The organism is Amycolatopsis sp. NPDC059657 (assembly GCF_042734395.1).
Classification (GTDB): domain Bacteria; phylum Actinomycetota; class Actinomycetes; order Mycobacteriales; family Pseudonocardiaceae; genus Amycolatopsis.
In genome coordinates, this window is record NZ_JBHWEB010000164.1 from 1 (window position 1) to 17,350 (window position 17,350).

The following is a 17,350-nucleotide window of genomic DNA, read 5'->3' on the forward strand; positions in this document are numbered from 1 at the left end:
GCTCTGGAACCCCCAATGTGGCTTTCGTCAGCTCTGAGCTGACGAAAGCCACATTGGGAGGCTGAAACCTGACGAATGCCGCATTGGGATTTTTTTCGGCGGGTCAGGGGGCGGCGAGTGCGTCGACCTCGGCCCGGCGGAACCAGCAGGCGGTGAGATAGGCCGCCGAGCCGGGGCCCAGGCCGGGGTGCACGCCGGACACCACGCGAAGTGTGTGTTCCCACGAGCGGCGCAGTGAGCCGTTCGTGGTCGCCGGGATCCCGGTGCCGGCCAGCGCGGTGCGCAGGTGACGCCAGCGCGCGGCCCCGGTCTCGATCAGGCCTTCCGCGGTGAACTGTGTCAGCGCGCCGTGGCGGACCCGGTCGACGGCCAAGGTGACCAGTGCCGGGTCGTCGGCGAGTGTCGCGAGGCCGAGCCCGGCGAGCAGGCGTTCGGCGTCCAGGCCCATCAGGATCACGCCCGCTTCGGTCGACGGCGGGTCGTCGATGCCGGGCAGTGAGAAGCGGGTGTCGTGGTCAGGCACGCGAGACCGCCAGGTCCGGCACCAGCGTCCGGCCGAACAGGCCCGCCGCCACCGCCGCGGCCACCCGTGCGGTGGCGATGCGGTGGCCGTCGATGTTGCGGGCGGCCGGGCCGAGGACCATGCCCGCCGTGGCGCCGACCGCGTGCACCCGCGGCGCGAGCCGGTACGCGAGCGTGCGCTCGTCGAGGTCGGCCCAGCCGTCGCGGGCGCCGATCACCTCGTCGGGCAGCACCTCCGAGCCGGTCGACGGCGTGGTGCCGAGCGCGAGCAGCGCGAGGTCGCCGTCGATCCGGGTGCCGTCCTCGAGTTCGACGGCCACGCCTTCGGTGACGGCCTTGACGGCACGGCCGCGATGCACGACCAGTTTGCCCTCGGCTTCGGCACGCTGAAAGCCCGGCCGGAATTCGAACATGATCGACGCGCGGCGGAACCTGCCCATCAGGGTGAGCCGGTCTTCCCAGCTGACGCCATCGAAGCGGGCCCTGCCCTCAGGCCGGAAGAATTTGGAGTTGACGTCCGCGCACTGGTAGCGCTCTTCGGTCTCGCGGATCACCCAGTGCACCTCGGCGCCGTCGGCGAGCGCGTTCGACACGAGATGCGCGGCCGTGAGCCCGGCGCCGATGACGATCACCCTGCCCGCGCCCGGCGGCACCGGCTGATCCCAGTACCGCACGCCCGCACCGGTCCACCAGCCGTCCGGCGCCTCGCGGCGTGATTCGCCCATGCACAGCACGGCGAACCGCGCGGTGACCGTCGTGGTGTCCGTGCGCACCGCGACCGAATCCGCCGACGGCAGCACGTCACGCACGTTCTGCCGCCACGTCCGCTCACCGATGTGGTGACTGGCGACGAGATGCTCGCAGTAGGCCTCGAAGACGTCGACGGGGACCACCGACCGGTGCCCGGCCTGCGCCATGCGGATCTCGTTGCGCTCCACCGCGGAGAGCAGAGACCAGTGCATCCGCGCGAAGTCGAGCAGCTCGCAGTCGCGGAAGCCTTCCACACCAGGATGATGCTCGTACGGGGAACGCAGCACCCGTTGCCGCAACAGGTCTATCCGGGTGAAGAACCGGCCGCACGGGCGGTCGCGGTCGAGCAGCACGACATCGCGGATCCCGTGATGCCACAACGCGGACGCGACCGCGAGCCCGGCCGGCCCGGCGCCGGCGATCACCACGTCTGCCGAGCGCGGTGGCACGGCGGAGTCGGCGAAAGCGGGCGACGGCAGCAATCCCGGCCAGTCACGGCCTCGGGCGGAGCCGAGCAGATGCGGCTCGGGGACGAAGGAGATCACGTCAGCCGATGATGGTCACCGGAACGATCACTTCGACGACAGGCCGTTCGCCCATCCCGTCGGTGATCAAGTCCTGCAACGTCTGCGACGACTGCTCCGCGGTGTCCGTGGAAATCGGGCTGTACCGCGAGTAGGAGTAGGTGGGACGGCGGCTGCCCGTCTCCAGCGTGTAGACCTTCAGCACCGCCTCGCCGGGGCGCACCTCACCGTCGTAGAAGGTGAGCCGCCGCTGGTCGGGCGTCATGAAGGACTTCGAGAACTGCCGCGAAAGCACCAGCGTGTCCTCGTCGTTGACGAAGGTCGACTCCTCGTCGGTGACCACCTGCATCGCGACCCAGGTCTGGTCGGTCAGGTTCGTCTCGGACTTGATGATCTGCCAGCGGCCCGGTTCCGGGAGGTTCACGCACACGGACACGTCGTGCCCGGCGGTGTCGATGGCACCGGAGATCATCAGTACCCGGCGGCGCACATCGGCGACGCCCGCGAGCTGAATGTCCCTCGCCCGCACTCGGGTGGTCACGTCTAGTCCAGGCAACTCGGGTGATGACATAGTGACAATGCCTCCCAGTCAGTAACTGGAGAATTCCACAGGGCCGACACGCGTGTCAAGATTGTCGTCAGGCACTACGACGTGCGGAAACCTGTTGCACCGCAAGCTTTCTCAGCGTCGACAACAGAGCGTCACTCAAAACGGTGTCAGGCGTCGAATGTTCGAGCGAGACGTCGATTTCGGCTACCCGCCGCATCGCCGCGGCGTAGTCGTCGAGCACGGCGAGCACGTCGTCCCTGCCGAGTTCACGCAGCCGCGCGAGTATCGCGGCCAGCGCCAGTTCCGGCGCCGATCCCGGTTTCGCCGGAAAGACATGCCTTTCCGCCAAATCCGCAACGGTCCGTTCGGCCCATGGCGTTACGCTGGATACCACTTCCTTGACCGCCGCCAGTGGTAATCCGCCGATTTCGAGCAGCGCTCTGATCACCTTGAGTCTGCGTATGTGCTGCTCGCCGTAACGGGCCTGGTTCGGCTTGACCCGTTCGCCCGGCGGCAGGATGCCTTCGCGCACATAGAATTTGATCGTCGCGATCGGGACTTCCGCTATCCTGCTCAACTCCGCCATCCGCACAGCGAATCCTTCCCTCCGCTTATCCTCCCAAGTTACCGTCGGCACACCTCGAAATAGGGTGTCCACAAGCGGTTAAAGCACTTATGGAGAACACGCCCTATCACCCACCGTCACGAACTGGAGCCGGGATGACGACCTTGGAAGCGGCCACCTCCTCGAAGTGGATCACCGCGCTGAACACCAGGTACCACAAGGTGGCCCTGACCCTCTTCGCGATCGTGGTCGTCGCGCACTGGGCGGAACACATCGCGCAGGCCGTGCAGATCTACGCGCTGGGCTGGAAACTGCCCGAGGCGCGCGGCGTGCTCGGCCTGCCGTTCCCGTGGCTGGTCAAGTCCGAGTGGATGCACTACGGGTACGCGATCATCATGCTCGTTCTACTGTGGATGCTGCGCAGCGGCTTCGACGGCCGGTCGCGCCAGTGGTGGAACCTGGCGCTGGGTATCCAGTTCTGGCACCACATCGAGCACCTGCTGCTGCTCATCCAGGCGCAGAGCGGCTGGCGCCTCGGCGGCGGCGCGGCGCCGTCGAGCATCATCCAGCTGTTCGTGCCCAGGGTCGAGCTGCACCTGTTCTACAACACGATCGTCACCATCCCGATGATCATCGCGATGATCGTGCACCGGCGCGCGGCGGCCGACGAGTCGCTGTGCACCTGCTCGGTCCCGCGCGTGCCCGTCGCCGCCTGATGCTCGCGAGGCTGCTGGGAGTCGTCGGCCTGCTGTTCACGCTGGCCGTGTTCGGCGCGCCGCCCGCCTCGGCACACGTCGAGATCATCTCGACCATCCCGGCGGAGGGCACGCGCCTGCAGGCCGTGCCCCCGCTGATCTCACTGCGGCTGACGGAGAACATCGGCATCCAGCAGGATTCACTGCACGTCGTCGACGAGCGTGGCACGCGCGTCGACGACGGGCCCGTGTTCCAGCCGGGCGAAGAGTCCGAAGTGGTCGGCATCCGGCTCAAGCCGGGCCTGTCCTCGGGCAGTTACCTGGTGACGTACGGGTTCATCTCGGCTGACTCGCATCCGGTGCGCGGGTCGTTCGCGTTCGTGGTGGGTGACGGGCCGCTGCTCACGGCGAGTGGTTCGGTGTCCGCCTCGAACGGCACCAACACCACGGTCGACGTCATCCACACCGCGCTGCGCTGGGTTTCCTTCTGTGGCTTGGCTTTGCTCGGCGGCCTGCTGTTCGTGCTGCTCTGCCGTCCCGACGGCCGCGGCGACCGCCTCGTCCGCCGCGTGATACTCGGCGGCTGCGCGGCGACCGCGGTCGCCTCACTCGGCGTACTGGTTTTGCAGGGGCCCTATGTCGCGGGCCAGGATCTCTCGGCGGTGGCCGACCTCGGGCTGCTCGGCGCGACGCTCAAACTGTCCTACGGCAAGCTGATGCTGCTTCGTGTGGTCATTTTGGCCGTGGTGGGCCGGCTGGCTCATCAGCTATTGGGGCCCGACACACCTTCGCGGCCGCGCTACGAGAACCTCACGATGGTCGCGGGTTTCGTGCTACTGCTGACCTTCTCGGCGACCGGCCACGCCATCGCGGACCCGGTCCCGTTCTTCTCGCTCACCGCGGACATGGCCCATCTCGGCGGGATCGCGCTCTGGATCGGCGGCCTCGTCCAAATCGCGCTCTGCCTGTGGCGGCCCGCTTCCGGCGAAGACCTCGCACTGGTGCTGTCGCGATTCTCGACGGTCGCCTTCGTGTCGGTCGCGACGATCGTGGCGAGCGGCGCCTACCTGAGCTGGCGTTCGGTCGCCTCGTTCCCGGCGCTCTTCACGACCACCTACGGCGTGCTCCTGCTGATCAAACTCGCGGGCTTCGTGCTACTGCTGGCCGCCGCCAACGCGAGCCGGAACGCCGTCCGGCGCCGCGCGGTCGCGGTCGACTCCGGCGGTTCGGTCGCCACCGACCTGGGCACCCTCCGCCTCGCCGTCACCGCCGAAGTGGCGATCGCCTCGGTCGTACTGGTACTCGCGGCGATCCTCTCCTCCACCGCCCCCGCTCGCTGAAAAAATCCCAATGAGGCATTCGTCAGCTTTGAGACCAAGCGGCTTTCGTCAGCTGAAAACTGACGAAAGCCGCATTGGGATTTTTTGGCTCAGCCGAGGGCGTCGGCGGCGAGGCGGGTGCCTTCGACGCGGGCGGCGATCTTGGCGAAGGCGATGTCGCGGGAGGTGGACGTGTCGTCGGCGAAGGGCGAGAAACCGCAGTCGTCGCAGGTGCCGAGGCGGTCGGCGCCGATGTACTCGGCGGCCTGGAGCACCTTGTCGCGGACTTCTTCGGCGGTCTCGACGCGGGGGTCGATCGGGTTGGTCACGCCGACGAAGATGCGCTGCTCCGGCTGTGAGTGCTCGGCGATCGCGGCGAGCACCTTCTGGGGCTCGGCCTCGCCTGCGAGCGCGATGTAGAAGTTGCCCGCGCGCAGCTGGAAGAGGGCCGGCAGCAGCCCCGAGTAGTCGACGTCGAGGCTGTGCACCGAGTCCTGGTCGCCGCCGGGGCAGGTGTGCACGCCGATCTTCGACCGCTCCTCGGCCGAGAACCGGTCCAGTACCGCGTTGTTGAGATCCACAAAGGACTGGAGCAGCCCGCCGGACGGGTCGAGCTTCAGCGAGAGCCTGCCCTCGGTGAAGTCGATCTGGACGCTGTCCGCGCCGCCGTCGAGCGCGCGGCGGATGTCGGCCTCGGCGCCGTCGACGAGGTCGGCGAGGAACTGCTCGCGCGAGTAGCCGTCGATACCGTCGGCCGGATAGATGAGGCCGAGCGCGGACGCCGCGATAACGGCCTGCTTGACCGGCTTCGAAGCGTGCGCCAGCGCTTTCGCCAAATACGTGTCGGCATAAATACCGTACCGGAACGGACCGGAGACCAATCGCGGCAGCTGACGGGTGTGCCCGTCAGCGAACGGGATCACCACACCATCGGGCGCCAGGTCCAGATCGGTCAGCGGGTACGTCGCGAAACTGGGTTTTCCTTGCTCACCATCGGTGATGACCGGTGACCCGGTCGCTTCGAACCGGGCGATCGTGTCGGCGAGTGCGGACTCTTCGAGTTTCGCAAGTGCTTCGGCGCTAATTTTTCCCGAAGCGAAGTCACCAAGTCCCTCCAGCAGGAAAGCGGGACGCGGGATACTGCCGATGGGCTCTGTGGGAATGTGCATGACGAGAATGTTTTCTCGATCATCAATCGGCGCGGTACCGCCAAATGCGCTACAAACGCTTTCTTACTTTCTGCGCACAACGGCCTACTCTCTTGCCGCCGGCAAGTCGCACTGCGACGGTGGACCGCGTGGAACCGTCGATCACCCGCAGCATCCACATCGCCGCCGACCCGCTCACCGTCTGGTCGCTGCTGAGCGATCTCCCCCGCATGGGCCGGTTCAGCCCCGAGAACGTCGGCGGCCACTGGGTCGACGGCGACGGCCCCGCCGTCGGCGCGCGCTTCCGCGGCACCAACCGCAACGGCCGGAAACAGTGGCACACCAGGGTGAAGATCATCCACTGCAGACCGGGCCAGAAGTTCACCTTCGACGTCCGCTCCCCGTTCGGCGTCCGCGTCTCGCGCTGGGAGTATGTGGTCACCGCGACCGCCACCGGCTGTGAGCTCACCGAGAACTGGTATCGCGTCGGCAGCGTGTTCGTCCGCCGTTTCCTCGGCCCGAAGGTCACCGGCCGCGCCGACCGGCCGGGGTTCAACACCTTCTCCATCGAGTACACCCTCGCCGCGATCAAGGCCGAGGCGGAGCTCCAGTGGGCAAGAAGGAAGACGTCCGCGGCCTAGCGACTGACAGACGATGCTCTGGGAAGGCCGGACACCACCGGTGCGAACTGGAGGAGAATCTTCATGAGCGTGGACGAGATCGCCCTACGTGAACTGGTCGAGACCGTCGGCAAGGCATGGGCTGCCAACGACGGCGACGCCTTCGCGGACGCCTACACCGAGGACGCCACCCTGACGCTCTCCGGCGACCGCTTCTTCTCGGGACGCGAAGTCATCCGCGCGGTTTTGACGCAGCAGTTCGCCACCGCGCACAAGGGCACGACGCTCCTGCAGAACATCACCAAGGTGCGCGCGCTCGGCCGCGACGCCGCGTTCGTGATCACCGAGGGCGGCGTGCTGGCGCCCGGCGAGACCGTGCCCGCGCCCGAGCGCGCCTTCCGTGCGATCTGGGTGATGGTCAAGGAAGAGAACACCTGGCTCATCGCGGCGTACCAGAACACCCGTACCGCGGACACCACTCTCCCGGGGGCCTGAGTCATGACACTCAAGTACAGCATCTTCCTGCCGCAGGGCTTCGTGCACGAGCTAGGCGCGTTCTGCGACCCGATCGAGGCCTACGAGACCTTGACCGCCGTCGCGCAGACCGTGGAGGCGTGCGGGTTCGACACCGTCTGGGTCGCCGATCACCTGCACACCGCGACCTCGGAGCAGCATCACCTGTTCGAGTCGTGGACCACGGTCGCCGCGCTGCTGCGTGACACCAGCCGCATCCGCATCGGCCAGATGGTCACCTGCAACGACTATCGCAACCCCGCGCTGCAGGCGAAGATGGCGTCCTCTGTGGACGTTCTGGGCCACGGCCGGTTCACCTTCGGCATCGGCGCCGGCTGGCACGAACCCGACTACCAGGCGTACGGCTACGAATTCCGTGCGGCTCCGGAGCGCCTCAAGCGCCTGCGTGAGGCCGTGCAGATCATCCTGTCACTGTGGACAGAGCTGGAGACCACGTTCGACGGCGAGTACTACCAGGTCAAGAACGCGATCAACCAGCCGAAGGGCATCCAGCAGCCGCACATCCCGCTGATGATCGCGGGCGAGGGCGAGCAGGTCACGCTCAAGCTGGTCGCGGAGTTCGCCGACATGTGCAACGTGACCCAGGACCCGATCGGGATGCGGCACAAGTTCGAGGTGCTGAAGAAGCACTGCGAGGCCGTCGGCCGGAACTACGACGAGATCCACCGCACGGTACAGACCCACTGCGTGTTCGCGGACTCCGACGAGGAGGCGCAGACGCTGGTCGCGCCGTGGACGCCCGCGGTCTTCCCCGGCGACGTCCGCGACTACGGGCTGGTCGGCAACGCCAAGACCATCCGCGACCGCCTCAAGGCGTACGAGGACGCGGGCGCGCAGGAGCTGGCGATCAGCTTCGCCTTCCCGGAGAACCCCGACACGTACCTCCGGTTCGCCGAAGAATTCATGGGGAACTGAGCGATGGAGATCGGGATCGCACTGCCCGTCAGGGAAATCGCGATCAAGGGCGCCACCGACGCCGCGCCGCTGCTCAAGATGGCGCGCCAGATCGAGGACTTCGGCTTCGACTCGCTCTGGACGGGCGACTCGTTCGTCGCCCGGCATCGGCTGGAACCCTTGACGCTGCTGGCCGCGTTCGCGTCGGTGACCGAACACGTCACCATCGGCACCGCCGCGCTGACCGCCGTGCTGCGCGACCCGATACTGCTCGCGCACACCATCGTCACGCTCGATCAGTGCAGTGGCGGCCGTCTGAAGCTCGCGATCGGCACCGGGAACCCGTTGCCGGTCAAGGCGGAGTACGACGCGGTCACCATGTCCTACGACGAGCGGGCCGCCCGTGTCGACGAGATGATCAAGTTCTTCAAGCGCGCGTGGCGTGGCGAAGACGGCGACTACACCGGCGAGTACCACGACTACCAGGCCTTGAAAGACCAGTCGCCGCCGTTACAGCGGGGCGGCCCGCCGATCTGGCTTGGCAGCAACGGAAAGCCCAAGGCCGTCGCCAGGACCGCCAAGCTTTACGACGGCTGGATGCCCGTGCTGAGCACCCCGGCCAAGTACGCCGAGTCGCTCAAGGCCATCCGCGACACCGCGACGATCACCGGGCGCGACCCGGCGTCGATCAGCACGTCGGTGTACGTGACGGTCAACCTGAGCAACAACAAGCAGGAGGCCATGGCGGGCCTGGAGGACTTCACCCGGCGCTACAACAACCTGCCGCTCGCGCCGATGTCCGCGTACCAGCTGTACTTCGGCGGCTCGGCGCCGGCGTTCATCCGCTGGATCAGCGACTACGCCGACGCGGGCGCACGCCACATCGTCATCAGGGTCGGCTCGTTCGACCACTACGACCGTCAGGTCAGGACGCTGGCCGACGAGGTCGTGCCCGCCGTGAAGGGGGACTGACCATGCGGTTCGACGGCAAGGTCGCGCTGATCACCGGCGGCGGCACCGGGATCGGCAGGGCGGCGGCGCACGCGTTCGCCGCCGAGGGCGCGACCGTGGTGGTCGCGGGCATCGACGAGGAGCCGGTCAAGCAGACGGCCAAGGAGATCGGCGCGACCCCCATCGTCGCCGACCTCACCAAGGAGGCCGACGCCGCCGCGATGGTCGAGACCACGGTCGAGCGGCACGGCGCGCTGGACATCGCGTTCAACAACGCGGGCCTGATGGTCGGTGGCCTGCTCGCCGAGCTCGACCTCGACTCGTGGTCACGCGCGCTCTCGGTGGCCACCTGCACCTGGCTGTCGATGAAACACGAGATCGGCCACATGCGGTCGCACGGCGGCGGGGTGATCGTCAACATGTCGTCGATCGTCGGCTCGCGCAAGGGCATTCCCGGCACCGGCGCGTACGGCGCGGCCAAGGCGGCGATCACCGCGATGACCAGGACCGCCGCGCTCGAGAACATCGGCGACGGCATCCGGATCAACTCGGTCAGCCCCGGCCCGATCGCCACGCCGTTCTCGCTGATCCGCGGCGAGAACGTGGACCAGCAGACGGAACGGCTCAAGCGCGCCGTCCCGATCGGCCGCGTCGGCAGCCTGGCCGAGGTGGTCGGCACCGTGCTGTGGCTCGCTTCGCCGGACGCGGGCTACGCGGTCGGCTCGGACATCGTGATCGACGGAGGGAGCACGGCATGATCCTGGTGGTCGGCGCGACCGGGGTGGTCGGGCGTGAAGTGGTGGCCCAGCTGCTCGAAGCCGGTGAAGACGTACGGGCGCTGGTGCGCGATCGCGAGGCCGCGCTCAGCCCCCAGGTCAAGGTCGTCCAAGGCGACCTCGGCGATCGGGAGTCGCTGGCAGCGGCGTTGTCCGGCGTCGGCAAGGTGTTCCTGCTGACCACCGGCGGCCCGGAAACCCCGCTGCACGACGCGAACCTCGCGACCACGGCGGCCGACGCGGGTGTCGAGCACATCGTGAAGCTGTCGATCATCGGCGCCGAGTACGGCTTCAGCGACCTGGTCAGCACCTGGCATCTCGCCGGTGAGCGCACGCTGCGCCAGATCGCCGCCCGCCCCGGCGGCCCGGCGTGGACGTTCCTGCGGCCGGGCGAGTTCATGTCCAACGCACGGCTGTGGGCTGGCCAGATCAAGGCGCAGGGCAAGGTCTTCTGGGCCAACACCGCACCCCCGGTCGCGGTCGTGGATCCGCGCGACGTCGCCGCGCTGGCGGTCACCGTGCTGACCACACCAGGTCACGACGGCAAGACGTACCGGTTCGGCGGGCCGGAGGCGCTGACCGTCGCCGAGCGGGTCGGCAAGATCGCGGCCGCGCTCGGCAAGCCGATCGAGCTGGTGGACGTGCCGGTCGCGGCGCTGCTCGACGCGGTCAAGAAGGCGGGCCGTCAGCCGCTCGTCGTCGAGACCACGCTCGGCAACCTCGGCCGCGAGGAGTTCCGTATCCAGGCGCGGAAAGTGTTGCCGGTCTTCGCCGAAGTGGCCGGCAGGCAGCCGCGTACCTTCGACGACTGGTTAGCCGCGCATCTCGACATATTCCGGTGACAGGCGGGTGAGCCCGGCGTTCGCGACGGCGCGCTCGCTGCGGCAGCCGGTCTCGACCGCGATGGCCAGTGCCTCGCGGTAGTGACCGGCCGCTTCGGCGGGCTCGCCGCGCGCCCACGCGAGCGCGCCGAAACTGTTGAGCACCCGCGTTTCCACGCCGCGGTCACCGGTTTCCTTGGTGATCGCGAGCGCCTCTTCGAGGTGTTCGAGTGCCTCGTCGAACCGGCCTTGGTCGCGGTACACGTCGCCGATGTTCTTCAGCGCGACGCTTTCGTTGACCCGCCCGCCGGTCTCCCGCGCGATCCTCAGCGCCTCGCTGAGCTGCGTCAACGCCGTGTCGTAGCGCCCGAGTGAGCGATGGATGTCGCCGAGCATGCCGCGCGCGTAGCCGACGCTCGTGTGCGTGCCGGTCTCGCGGAAATGCTCGATGCCCTCGTCCAGCAGCCGGATGGCCTCCTCACGCCTGCCCAGCGCGCCGAGCACGTCGCCGAGGTTGACCCGCGCGTAGCCCTCGCTGGTCCGGTCCCCCATCTCCAGCGCGAGGTCGAGCGCGCGCTCCAGATGTGTCACGGCCTCGTCGAACAAGCCCATGCCCCGGCAACCGCAGCCGAGCACCACCAGCACGAGTCCCTCGCTGGTGCGATCGCCGGATTCCCGCGCGAGTTCCAGCGCACGCCGCAGGTACCGCAGCGCGTCGGCGAACCTGCCCAATCCTCGGCAGACCAGCCCGAGCGTGTTGAGCACGTAGCTTTCCCGTTGCAGGTTCCCGGTTTCGCGGGCGATGGCCAGCGCCTGCTCCAGATGGCGCAACGCCTCAGTGCACCGGCCGACCCGCCAATAGCCGAGCCCGAGCAAGGTCAGCGAGTCCACCTCGCTCGCGCGGTCGCCGGTCTCCTGTGCGATCGCCGAGGCGTGCGTGTGCAGTTCGAGCGCGTCTTCGTGATAGCCGCCGACGTCGAGGTAATGCCACAGGATCCCGGACAGCCGCTTGAGGTATTCGGTGCCGGTCCCGGCGACGGCCAGCAGGTTCGCCCGCTCCGCCTCCAGCCAGGCGTGCGCGGTCGAGCGGTCGGGCCAGTCGACGATTTCGGTGTCCGGCAAGGGAATGCTCGGCCGCAGATGCTTCTCCTGCGGCACGGCGATGTCGACCGCGCGAGACGCGGCGTAGACGTAGTAGTCGCACAGCCTGGTCAACGCCTCGCGCCCGTCGACGGCCCATTCCGCCGCGAGCTCGCGCGCGTAGACCCGGAGCAGATCGTGCAACTGGAACCGGCCTGGCACGGTCTGCTGCACGAGATGCGCCCTGGCCAGCAGCTCCGTCAGCCGGTGCGCCTCGTCGACGTCCACGCCCGCCAGCGCGGCCGTCGCGGGCACGCCGAAGTCCCGTCCGGGATGCAGGCCCCACAACCGGAACACGCGCGCCGCGTCAGCCGGGAGATGCCGGTACGACCACGAGAACACCGCCCGCACCGCGGTATGCGGGTCACCACCGCCGTCGAGCAGGTCGAGCCGCCGCCGTTCGTCGGCGAGTTCGCCGGCCAGCGTCGCGAGCCGCGCGCTCGGCCTGCTGATCGCCAGCTCGGCGACCAGCCGCAACGCGAGCGGCAGCCGCACGCAGTAGCCGACCAGCGCACGGGCGGCTCGCGGTTCCGCGGTGACCCGCTCGTCCACCAGGGTCCGCAGCAGGCCGAACCCCTCGTCCGGTTCGAGCAGGTCGACGCCCAGCCGTCGCGCGCCGTGCCTGGCGACCAGTCCCGGCAGCGTGTCACGGCTGGTGACCACCACCGAGCAGGACGGCGTACCCGGCAGCAACGGCCTGACCTGGGGCACCGACCCGGCGTTGTCGAGCACGAGCAGCACCTTGAGTCCATTGAGGACGGTCCGGAACTTCGCCGCCCGCTCGTCCGGCTCCGCGGGGATCTCCGAGCCGTCGAGCCCCAGGGCGCGCAGGAACCCGGACAGCGCGTCACCGGGCTCGACAGGGCGTTCGGGACCGTAGCCGCGCAGGTCGAGGTAGAGCTGCCCGTCAGGGAAGCGCTCACGCGCCCGGTGCGCCCAGTGCACCGCGAGCGCGGTCTTGCCGACGCCTGCCGTCCCCGAAACCACCGCGATCCGCACGGCCTGCCCGTCATCGGTGAGCAACCGGTCCAGCTCGGCCAGGTGCTCCGCCCGCCCGGTGAACCCGGCGACATCACCTGGCAGCTGCGCGGGCCGTTTCGGCCCACTTCGGACACTGCGGCGCAGCACGCGCAGCTGGGCCTCGTGCAGCTCGGCGCCCGGCTCGATCCCGAGTTCCGTGGCGAGCCTGCGCCGCATGTCGTCGAACAACCGCACCGCCGCCACCTGCTGCCCGGCGCCGGCGAGCGCGAGCATCAACCGCGCGTGCGCACCCTCGTGCAGGGGCTCCTCGGCGGTCATCACCCGCAACTGCTCCGCCGCCTCTTCGTACTTTTCCAAGCTCAACGCGATATCCGCGTACGCGAGCACGGCCGCGAGCCGCCGCCCGGCGACCGCCCGGCACACCGGATGCTGCCGGAACCGGTCCTCCCCCGCCAGCACCGGCCCACGCCACACACCCAGCGCGGCGCGGTAATGCCGCTCGGCCGCGACCGGATCCCCGGCGGCCTCACCCCGCGCGACCTCGGCGTCGAACCGCAGCAGGTCCAGCTGCTCCTCATCGGCTTCGAGCCGGTACCCGCCCCCGGTGGTCACGATCTCCTGCCGCCTCAGCGCCTTGCGCAGTCGCGCGACATAGGTGTGCACCAGGTTCGCCCAGGTCGCAGGCGGATCGTCACCCCAGATCAGCTCGACGATCTCCCCGCGCCGCACCACCTGGTTCGGCTGCAGCGCCAGCAAACCCAGCAGCCACCGCTGCTTCGCCGCGCCGATCTCCACTGGAGTGTTCCCGTTGCGCAGCGTCAGCGGCCCCAGCACCCCGATCCGCACAGCCTCGTCCTCGCCCAGCACCGCGAGTAGTTTGCGCGTGGTCTCGGACCGTGAATGCCGCACACTGCCCAGCTCGGCGTTGCGCAGCGCACGCAGGCTCACCCCGGCCCGCTCGGCCAGCTGCGACTGGGTCAGCCCCGCGCCGATCCGGCGCTCCCGCAGCCAGTTGTCAGCCATGTGGTTTCCCATCGTGTGCCCCGTCCCTGCCGCTGCAGCATCACCGAAGATGCCGGTCCCGCGCCACCGCCAATCGAGTCCCGTGCCTATTTCCGCAGATCAACCCCGACTGTGCGCCAAGGTGACGGCGTCCAGTCGCGGTACAGGGTCGGCTCAAGCCGCGTTGCCTACCCTCAAGATGCGCTTGGGACGGGAGACCCGAGGGTGGAGCGCACAGCGAGGCCAGCCGTGGCGTGGGGTACGACGGGTGCACCTCACTACGGGCGTCACGGCTCGAGACGGAACCCGTCGACCACCCAGCCAGGTCGACGGGCTCTGTTTGTTTTCGCGAGCGGTATGACCGCGTTTGCGCACTCAGCCGACGCGAGATGGGCGCCCCTTTCCACTCGATACCCGGCTATGCCGCTCACGCCCCGAGGGCCGGGGGTGAGTTGGCTAGGATCGGTTCCTACTCAGGGAGAGGAACCTTTTCGTGGCTACTTGGGGCGATCTGGCTACGTTCATCCGGCAGAGCTACCGGGTCGTGCGGGATTCGGCGGACGAGATCCGGATCAGGATCTCCTTCGGGCCCGATGACGAGACCGAAGAGCGGGCGCAGGTGATGATCATCGCGCGCGAGATCCTGGACCAGAAGGAAGACTGGGTCCAGATCGCCACGCCGTTCGCCACCGTCGACCAGGTGGACCTGCTGAGCGTGCTCGAAGAGATCGGCAACACGATCGTCGTCGGCGGCGCGGCCGTGATGGGACAGCACGTGGTGCTCCGGCATTCGCTGCCGTTGATCAATCTGGACATCAACGAGTTCCTTGATCCGCTGGAGCTCGTCGCGGGGGCGGCGGAGATCTTGGAGCAGACGTTCACCGGGCGTGACGACTACTGAGTGATGTGATGTCTGGCCATCATTCGCACAATGTGGATGGCGATATCACCCGGTTTTCGAAGTCTTCCGCGTAGATACATCGGATGAGTACTCTGTCGGCCGTGGCTCGGCCGACGGAGGAGAGCGTCATGGACGGTGTTCTGCGCACGATCAGAAGACGTCGCTCACGAGGCGTCCGCCGGGCGATGGCGACCGTCGCGCTGCTCGCCGGCGTCGCCGCCGCGGGCACCGGCGTTCCCTTCGCCGCAGCTCAGCACACCGGCGACGGTATCCACTGGTCCGTGGACACGGCGCCGTTCCGGCTCTCGTTCACCTCGCGCAACCGCCCGCTGATCGCGCAGAGCGCCGGTGACACGGCCGGTCCCGGCGGCCGGATGGCCTATCAGACATCCGACGGTACGACCCATCGCTTGACGAACCTCCTGCGCCGTGACGGTTCGACATACACCGTCGCCACCGACGAGCCGAGCCGCACCGCGCGCGTGTCGGTCAAGTCGACTCCGCGCGGCGTGCGGGTGGAATGGCGCTTCGAGCCGCCGACCGGCGTGACGCAGGTTTACGAGTCGCTCACCGGGAATGACGCCGAGCATTTCCTCGGCGGCGGCGCCAACGCGCTGTACACGGATCTGCGGCATAAAATCCTGCTGAACAAAGCGCTCTTCACCAGCGCGGGCACACTCAACCGGTGTAACCGCAGCGGCATGCCGAGCCCGTTCTTCCTGAGCTCCCAAGGCTATGGCGTCTTTCCGGAGACCGACGCGATCGGCCGCATCGCCATGCCGAACGCGGTCGACGACCCGCCGCACTGCAACACCAGCCCGCCGCCTTGCCCGGTGCTGACCGGCCAGCCCGATCGCACCCAGCTGTGTTTCAAGACGGACCGACTCGACTATGAGCTCTACGCGGGCAGCGTGTCCGAAGTCGTCCGCGCCTACACCGCGAAGGCCGGTTACCCGACCATGCCGCCGGTGCGCCAATTCGCGCTGACCCATTGGCGTGACACGGTCGCCGACCAGGCCACGGTCGTCGACGACGTCAAGCAGATGATCAGCCGCGGCATCCCGATGGCGACCGAGTGGATCGACAACCCTTGGGAAACCTCGACAATGCTGCCGGGTGAAAGCCAGAACAGCAAGTGGGCCTGCAACGGCACACTGACCTTCGACACCGCGCAGTTCCCCGACCCCAAGCAGATGGTGGCCGATCTCAAGGCCATGGGCGTCCACTTGGGACTGTGGATCTCCCCGCACGTCCGCGAGGTCGCGGGCGGCCGCCCCTGCCCGCCCACCGACTACCCGCCGGGCTCGTTCATCCAGACCACCCGCACCACGGATCCGTTGCAGCTGGACCTGACCAACCCGGCCACGCTCGCGCATTTCAAGGCCAAGCTGGAAAAGCTCTTCTCGCTCGGCATCGACATGGTCAAGGGCGACCGCGGCGAGGAGTTCGAGCTCGAAGACGCCAAGTTCGCCGCGGGCACCGGCACCGACCTGATGAACACCAACCCGACCCGCTACGCACAGGCCACTGTGGACGTACTGCGCAAGCTCTACGGCGACCAGTACACGATGCTCTGGCGCGGCGGCTACACCGGCGTACCATCCATTGTGAACGGTGTGTGGGGCGGCGACCCTCAGGCCACCTTCGACGGCATGCGCCTGTCGGTGACCCGCGGCCTCAACATGTGGCTCACCGGCCACCCGGTGTGGGGCACCGACACCGGCGGCTTCAACGGCGGCCCCTCCGGTTACCCGAGTCCCACGCTTTTCACCCGCTGGAGCCAATTCTCGGCCGTGTCCCCGATCTTCGAGGTCGGCGGAGCGGGCCGCAACGCGACGCCGTGGAAGTACGACGACAAGACGGTCGCCCGCTTCAAGAGCAGTGTCTTGCTGCACTACGCGCTGTTCCCCTACCTCTACGGCCTGGCCCAGCAGGCGTCACGCTCCGGCGAGCCGGTCGCCCGCCCGCTGGCTTACAACTACCCGGCCGACGAGCAAGCCTGGACGGCCGACCAGCACATGATGGTCGGCAAGGACCTGCTCGCCGTCCCGGTTTCCGCCGATCGCAACGAGTCCGACGCGGCCGCGGGCCAGCCCACCCCGGTCGACGTGTACCTGCCCGCTGGCAATTGGATCGACCTGCACACGGGCACAGTCGTTCCCGGCGGCCAGCGCTTCGTCCGTAACTCCACTTTGGACGATTTCCCGCTCTATCTGCGCGCGGGCGCGGCGATCGGCTTCAACCAGCGCATCGACGACGTCTGGCCACAGCCGTGGAACGTCAACGACCTCGACCGCAAGGACCGCACCGGCTGGACCTACGCACCCGGCGACGGCCTGACCCACGCCACCAGCCCCACCGGCGGCACGTTCCTCGGCCACACCGCGCACGGCACCACGAACCTCGTCCTCACCGGCGCACCCGGCGAAACCCAGGTCATGGTCGCGACCCAGTCGAAACCCCGCCTGGTCCTGATCGACGGCCGCCCGGTCCCGGAGTCCACCACGGCTTTGGCGGACAAAACCGTTGGCTGGTCAATGAAACCCGGCCCTTTCGGCGGCCTCCTCTTGAAGCTTCACCCGCGCTTCGGCCTGAGCACGGTGACGGTCGCGTATTAGGGGTCGTGAGTGGTACGGCCGGTTCTAACCGGCCGTACC

General features: G+C 68.4%; 16 protein-coding genes. 10 read left to right on the forward strand and 6 right to left on the reverse strand.

Annotated features, from left to right (window positions below):
• Window positions 1-103 precede the first annotated feature (103 nt).
• From ACFV15_RS44135 to ACFV15_RS44150, 4 genes are all read right to left on the reverse strand, one after another.
• Entirely contained in the window at window positions 104-523 is a 420-nt protein-coding gene (locus tag ACFV15_RS44135) for a DUF6187 family protein (protein ID WP_378358944.1), read from the reverse strand.
• Entirely contained in the window at window positions 516-1,817 is a 1,302-nt protein-coding gene (locus ACFV15_RS44140; RefSeq protein ID WP_378358946.1) for an FAD-dependent monooxygenase, read from the reverse strand. The genes ACFV15_RS44135 and ACFV15_RS44140 overlap by 8 nt, the downstream gene beginning before the upstream one ends.
• A 1-nt stretch (window position 1,818) precedes the next feature.
• On the reverse strand, window positions 1,819-2,325 hold the full coding sequence (locus ACFV15_RS44145; protein ID WP_378358972.1) for a DUF6423 family protein: 507 nt from the start codon (window positions 2,323-2,325) through the stop codon (window positions 1,819-1,821).
• Between the two features lie 109 nt (window positions 2,326-2,434).
• Entirely contained in the window at window positions 2,435-2,932 is a 498-nt protein-coding gene (locus ACFV15_RS44150) for a MerR family transcriptional regulator (RefSeq protein WP_378358948.1), read from the reverse strand.
• A 134-nt stretch (window positions 2,933-3,066) separates the two neighbouring features.
• Here ACFV15_RS44150 and ACFV15_RS44155 point away from each other — a divergent pair, with 134 nt between their 5' ends.
• Complete coding sequence (locus tag ACFV15_RS44155) at window positions 3,067-3,627, forward strand: hypothetical protein (RefSeq protein ID WP_378358950.1); 561 nt, start codon at window positions 3,067-3,069, stop codon at window positions 3,625-3,627.
• Window positions 3,588-4,946: a copper resistance CopC/CopD family protein gene (locus ACFV15_RS44160; protein WP_378358952.1), complete on the forward strand. Its 1,359-nt coding sequence runs from the start codon at window positions 3,588-3,590 to the stop codon at window positions 4,944-4,946. The genes ACFV15_RS44155 and ACFV15_RS44160 overlap by 40 nt, the downstream gene beginning before the upstream one ends.
• Before the next feature lie 89 nt (window positions 4,947-5,035).
• Here ACFV15_RS44160 and ACFV15_RS44165 read toward each other — a convergent pair whose 3' ends face one another.
• Window positions 5,036-6,094, reverse strand: coding sequence for a cobalamin-independent methionine synthase II family protein (locus ACFV15_RS44165; RefSeq protein WP_378358954.1), 1,059 nt, complete (start codon window positions 6,092-6,094; stop codon window positions 5,036-5,038).
• A 128-nt stretch (window positions 6,095-6,222) separates the two neighbouring features.
• Here ACFV15_RS44165 and ACFV15_RS44170 point away from each other — a divergent pair, with 128 nt between their 5' ends.
• The 6 genes from ACFV15_RS44170 (at window position 6,223) to ACFV15_RS44195 (ending at window position 10,690) form a co-directional block, all read left to right on the forward strand.
• Complete coding sequence (locus ACFV15_RS44170) at window positions 6,223-6,714, forward strand: SRPBCC family protein (protein ID WP_378358956.1); 492 nt, start codon at window positions 6,223-6,225, stop codon at window positions 6,712-6,714.
• Window positions 6,715-6,777: 63 nt separating this feature from the next.
• Window positions 6,778-7,188 (forward strand): SgcJ/EcaC family oxidoreductase, encoded by a 411-nt coding sequence (locus ACFV15_RS44175; protein WP_378358958.1) that lies wholly within the window; start codon window positions 6,778-6,780, stop codon window positions 7,186-7,188.
• A 3-nt stretch (window positions 7,189-7,191) separates the two neighbouring features.
• Window positions 7,192-8,142 carry an LLM class F420-dependent oxidoreductase gene (locus ACFV15_RS44180; RefSeq protein ID WP_378358960.1) on the forward strand — a complete coding sequence of 317 codons (951 nt, stop codon included), beginning with the start codon at window positions 7,192-7,194 and terminating at the stop codon, window positions 8,140-8,142.
• A gap of 3 nt (window positions 8,143-8,145) precedes the next feature.
• Window positions 8,146-9,093, forward strand: a complete 948-nt coding sequence (locus ACFV15_RS44185; protein WP_378358962.1) for an LLM class flavin-dependent oxidoreductase — start codon at window positions 8,146-8,148, stop codon at window positions 9,091-9,093.
• A gap of 2 nt (window positions 9,094-9,095) precedes the next feature.
• Window positions 9,096-9,830, forward strand: coding sequence for an SDR family NAD(P)-dependent oxidoreductase (locus tag ACFV15_RS44190; protein ID WP_378358964.1), 735 nt, complete (start codon window positions 9,096-9,098; stop codon window positions 9,828-9,830).
• Entirely contained in the window at window positions 9,827-10,690 is an 864-nt protein-coding gene (locus ACFV15_RS44195; RefSeq protein WP_378358966.1) for an NAD(P)H-binding protein, read from the forward strand. Before ACFV15_RS44190 ends, ACFV15_RS44195 begins: the two co-directional genes overlap by 4 nt.
• On the opposite strand, the gene ACFV15_RS44200 is transcribed toward ACFV15_RS44195, so the two are convergent.
• Entirely contained in the window at window positions 10,661-13,813 is a 3,153-nt protein-coding gene (locus ACFV15_RS44200) for a tetratricopeptide repeat protein (RefSeq protein ID WP_378358967.1), read from the reverse strand. The two genes, ACFV15_RS44195 and ACFV15_RS44200, sit on opposite strands and share 30 nt — an antisense overlap.
• A 472-nt stretch (window positions 13,814-14,285) precedes the next feature.
• Here ACFV15_RS44200 and ACFV15_RS44205 point away from each other — a divergent pair, with 472 nt between their 5' ends.
• Window positions 14,286-14,693 (forward strand): hypothetical protein, encoded by a 408-nt coding sequence (locus tag ACFV15_RS44205; protein ID WP_378358969.1) that lies wholly within the window; start codon window positions 14,286-14,288, stop codon window positions 14,691-14,693.
• Between the two features lie 128 nt (window positions 14,694-14,821).
• On the forward strand, window positions 14,822-17,311 hold the full coding sequence (locus tag ACFV15_RS44210) for a glycoside hydrolase family 31 protein (RefSeq protein WP_378358971.1): 2,490 nt from the start codon (window positions 14,822-14,824) through the stop codon (window positions 17,309-17,311).
• Window positions 17,312-17,350 lie beyond the last annotated feature (39 nt).

Bases quoted from the DNA above. Each gene is read 5' to 3' on its own strand.
- ACFV15_RS44150 (WP_378358948.1), bottom strand. From the start codon at position 2,932: ATGGCGGAGTTGAGCAGGATAGCGGAAGTCCCGATCGCGACGATCAAA.
- ACFV15_RS44155 (WP_378358950.1), top strand. From the start codon at position 3,067: ATGACGACCTTGGAAGCGGCCACCTCCTCGAAGTGGATCACCGCGCTG.
- ACFV15_RS44165 (WP_378358954.1), bottom strand. From the start codon at position 6,094: ATGCACATTCCCACAGAGCCCATCGGCAGTATCCCGCGTCCCGCTTTC.
- ACFV15_RS44175 (WP_378358958.1), top strand. From the start codon at position 6,778: ATGAGCGTGGACGAGATCGCCCTACGTGAACTGGTCGAGACCGTCGGC.
- ACFV15_RS44180 (WP_378358960.1), top strand. From the start codon at position 7,192: ATGACACTCAAGTACAGCATCTTCCTGCCGCAGGGCTTCGTGCACGAG.
- ACFV15_RS44185 (WP_378358962.1), top strand. From the start codon at position 8,146: ATGGAGATCGGGATCGCACTGCCCGTCAGGGAAATCGCGATCAAGGGC.
- ACFV15_RS44190 (WP_378358964.1), top strand. From the start codon at position 9,096: ATGCGGTTCGACGGCAAGGTCGCGCTGATCACCGGCGGCGGCACCGGG.
- ACFV15_RS44195 (WP_378358966.1), top strand. From the start codon at position 9,827: ATGATCCTGGTGGTCGGCGCGACCGGGGTGGTCGGGCGTGAAGTGGTG.
- ACFV15_RS44200 (WP_378358967.1), bottom strand. From the start codon at position 13,813: ATGGCTGACAACTGGCTGCGGGAGCGCCGGATCGGCGCGGGGCTGACC.
- ACFV15_RS44210 (WP_378358971.1), top strand. From the start codon at position 14,822: ATGGACGGTGTTCTGCGCACGATCAGAAGACGTCGCTCACGAGGCGTC.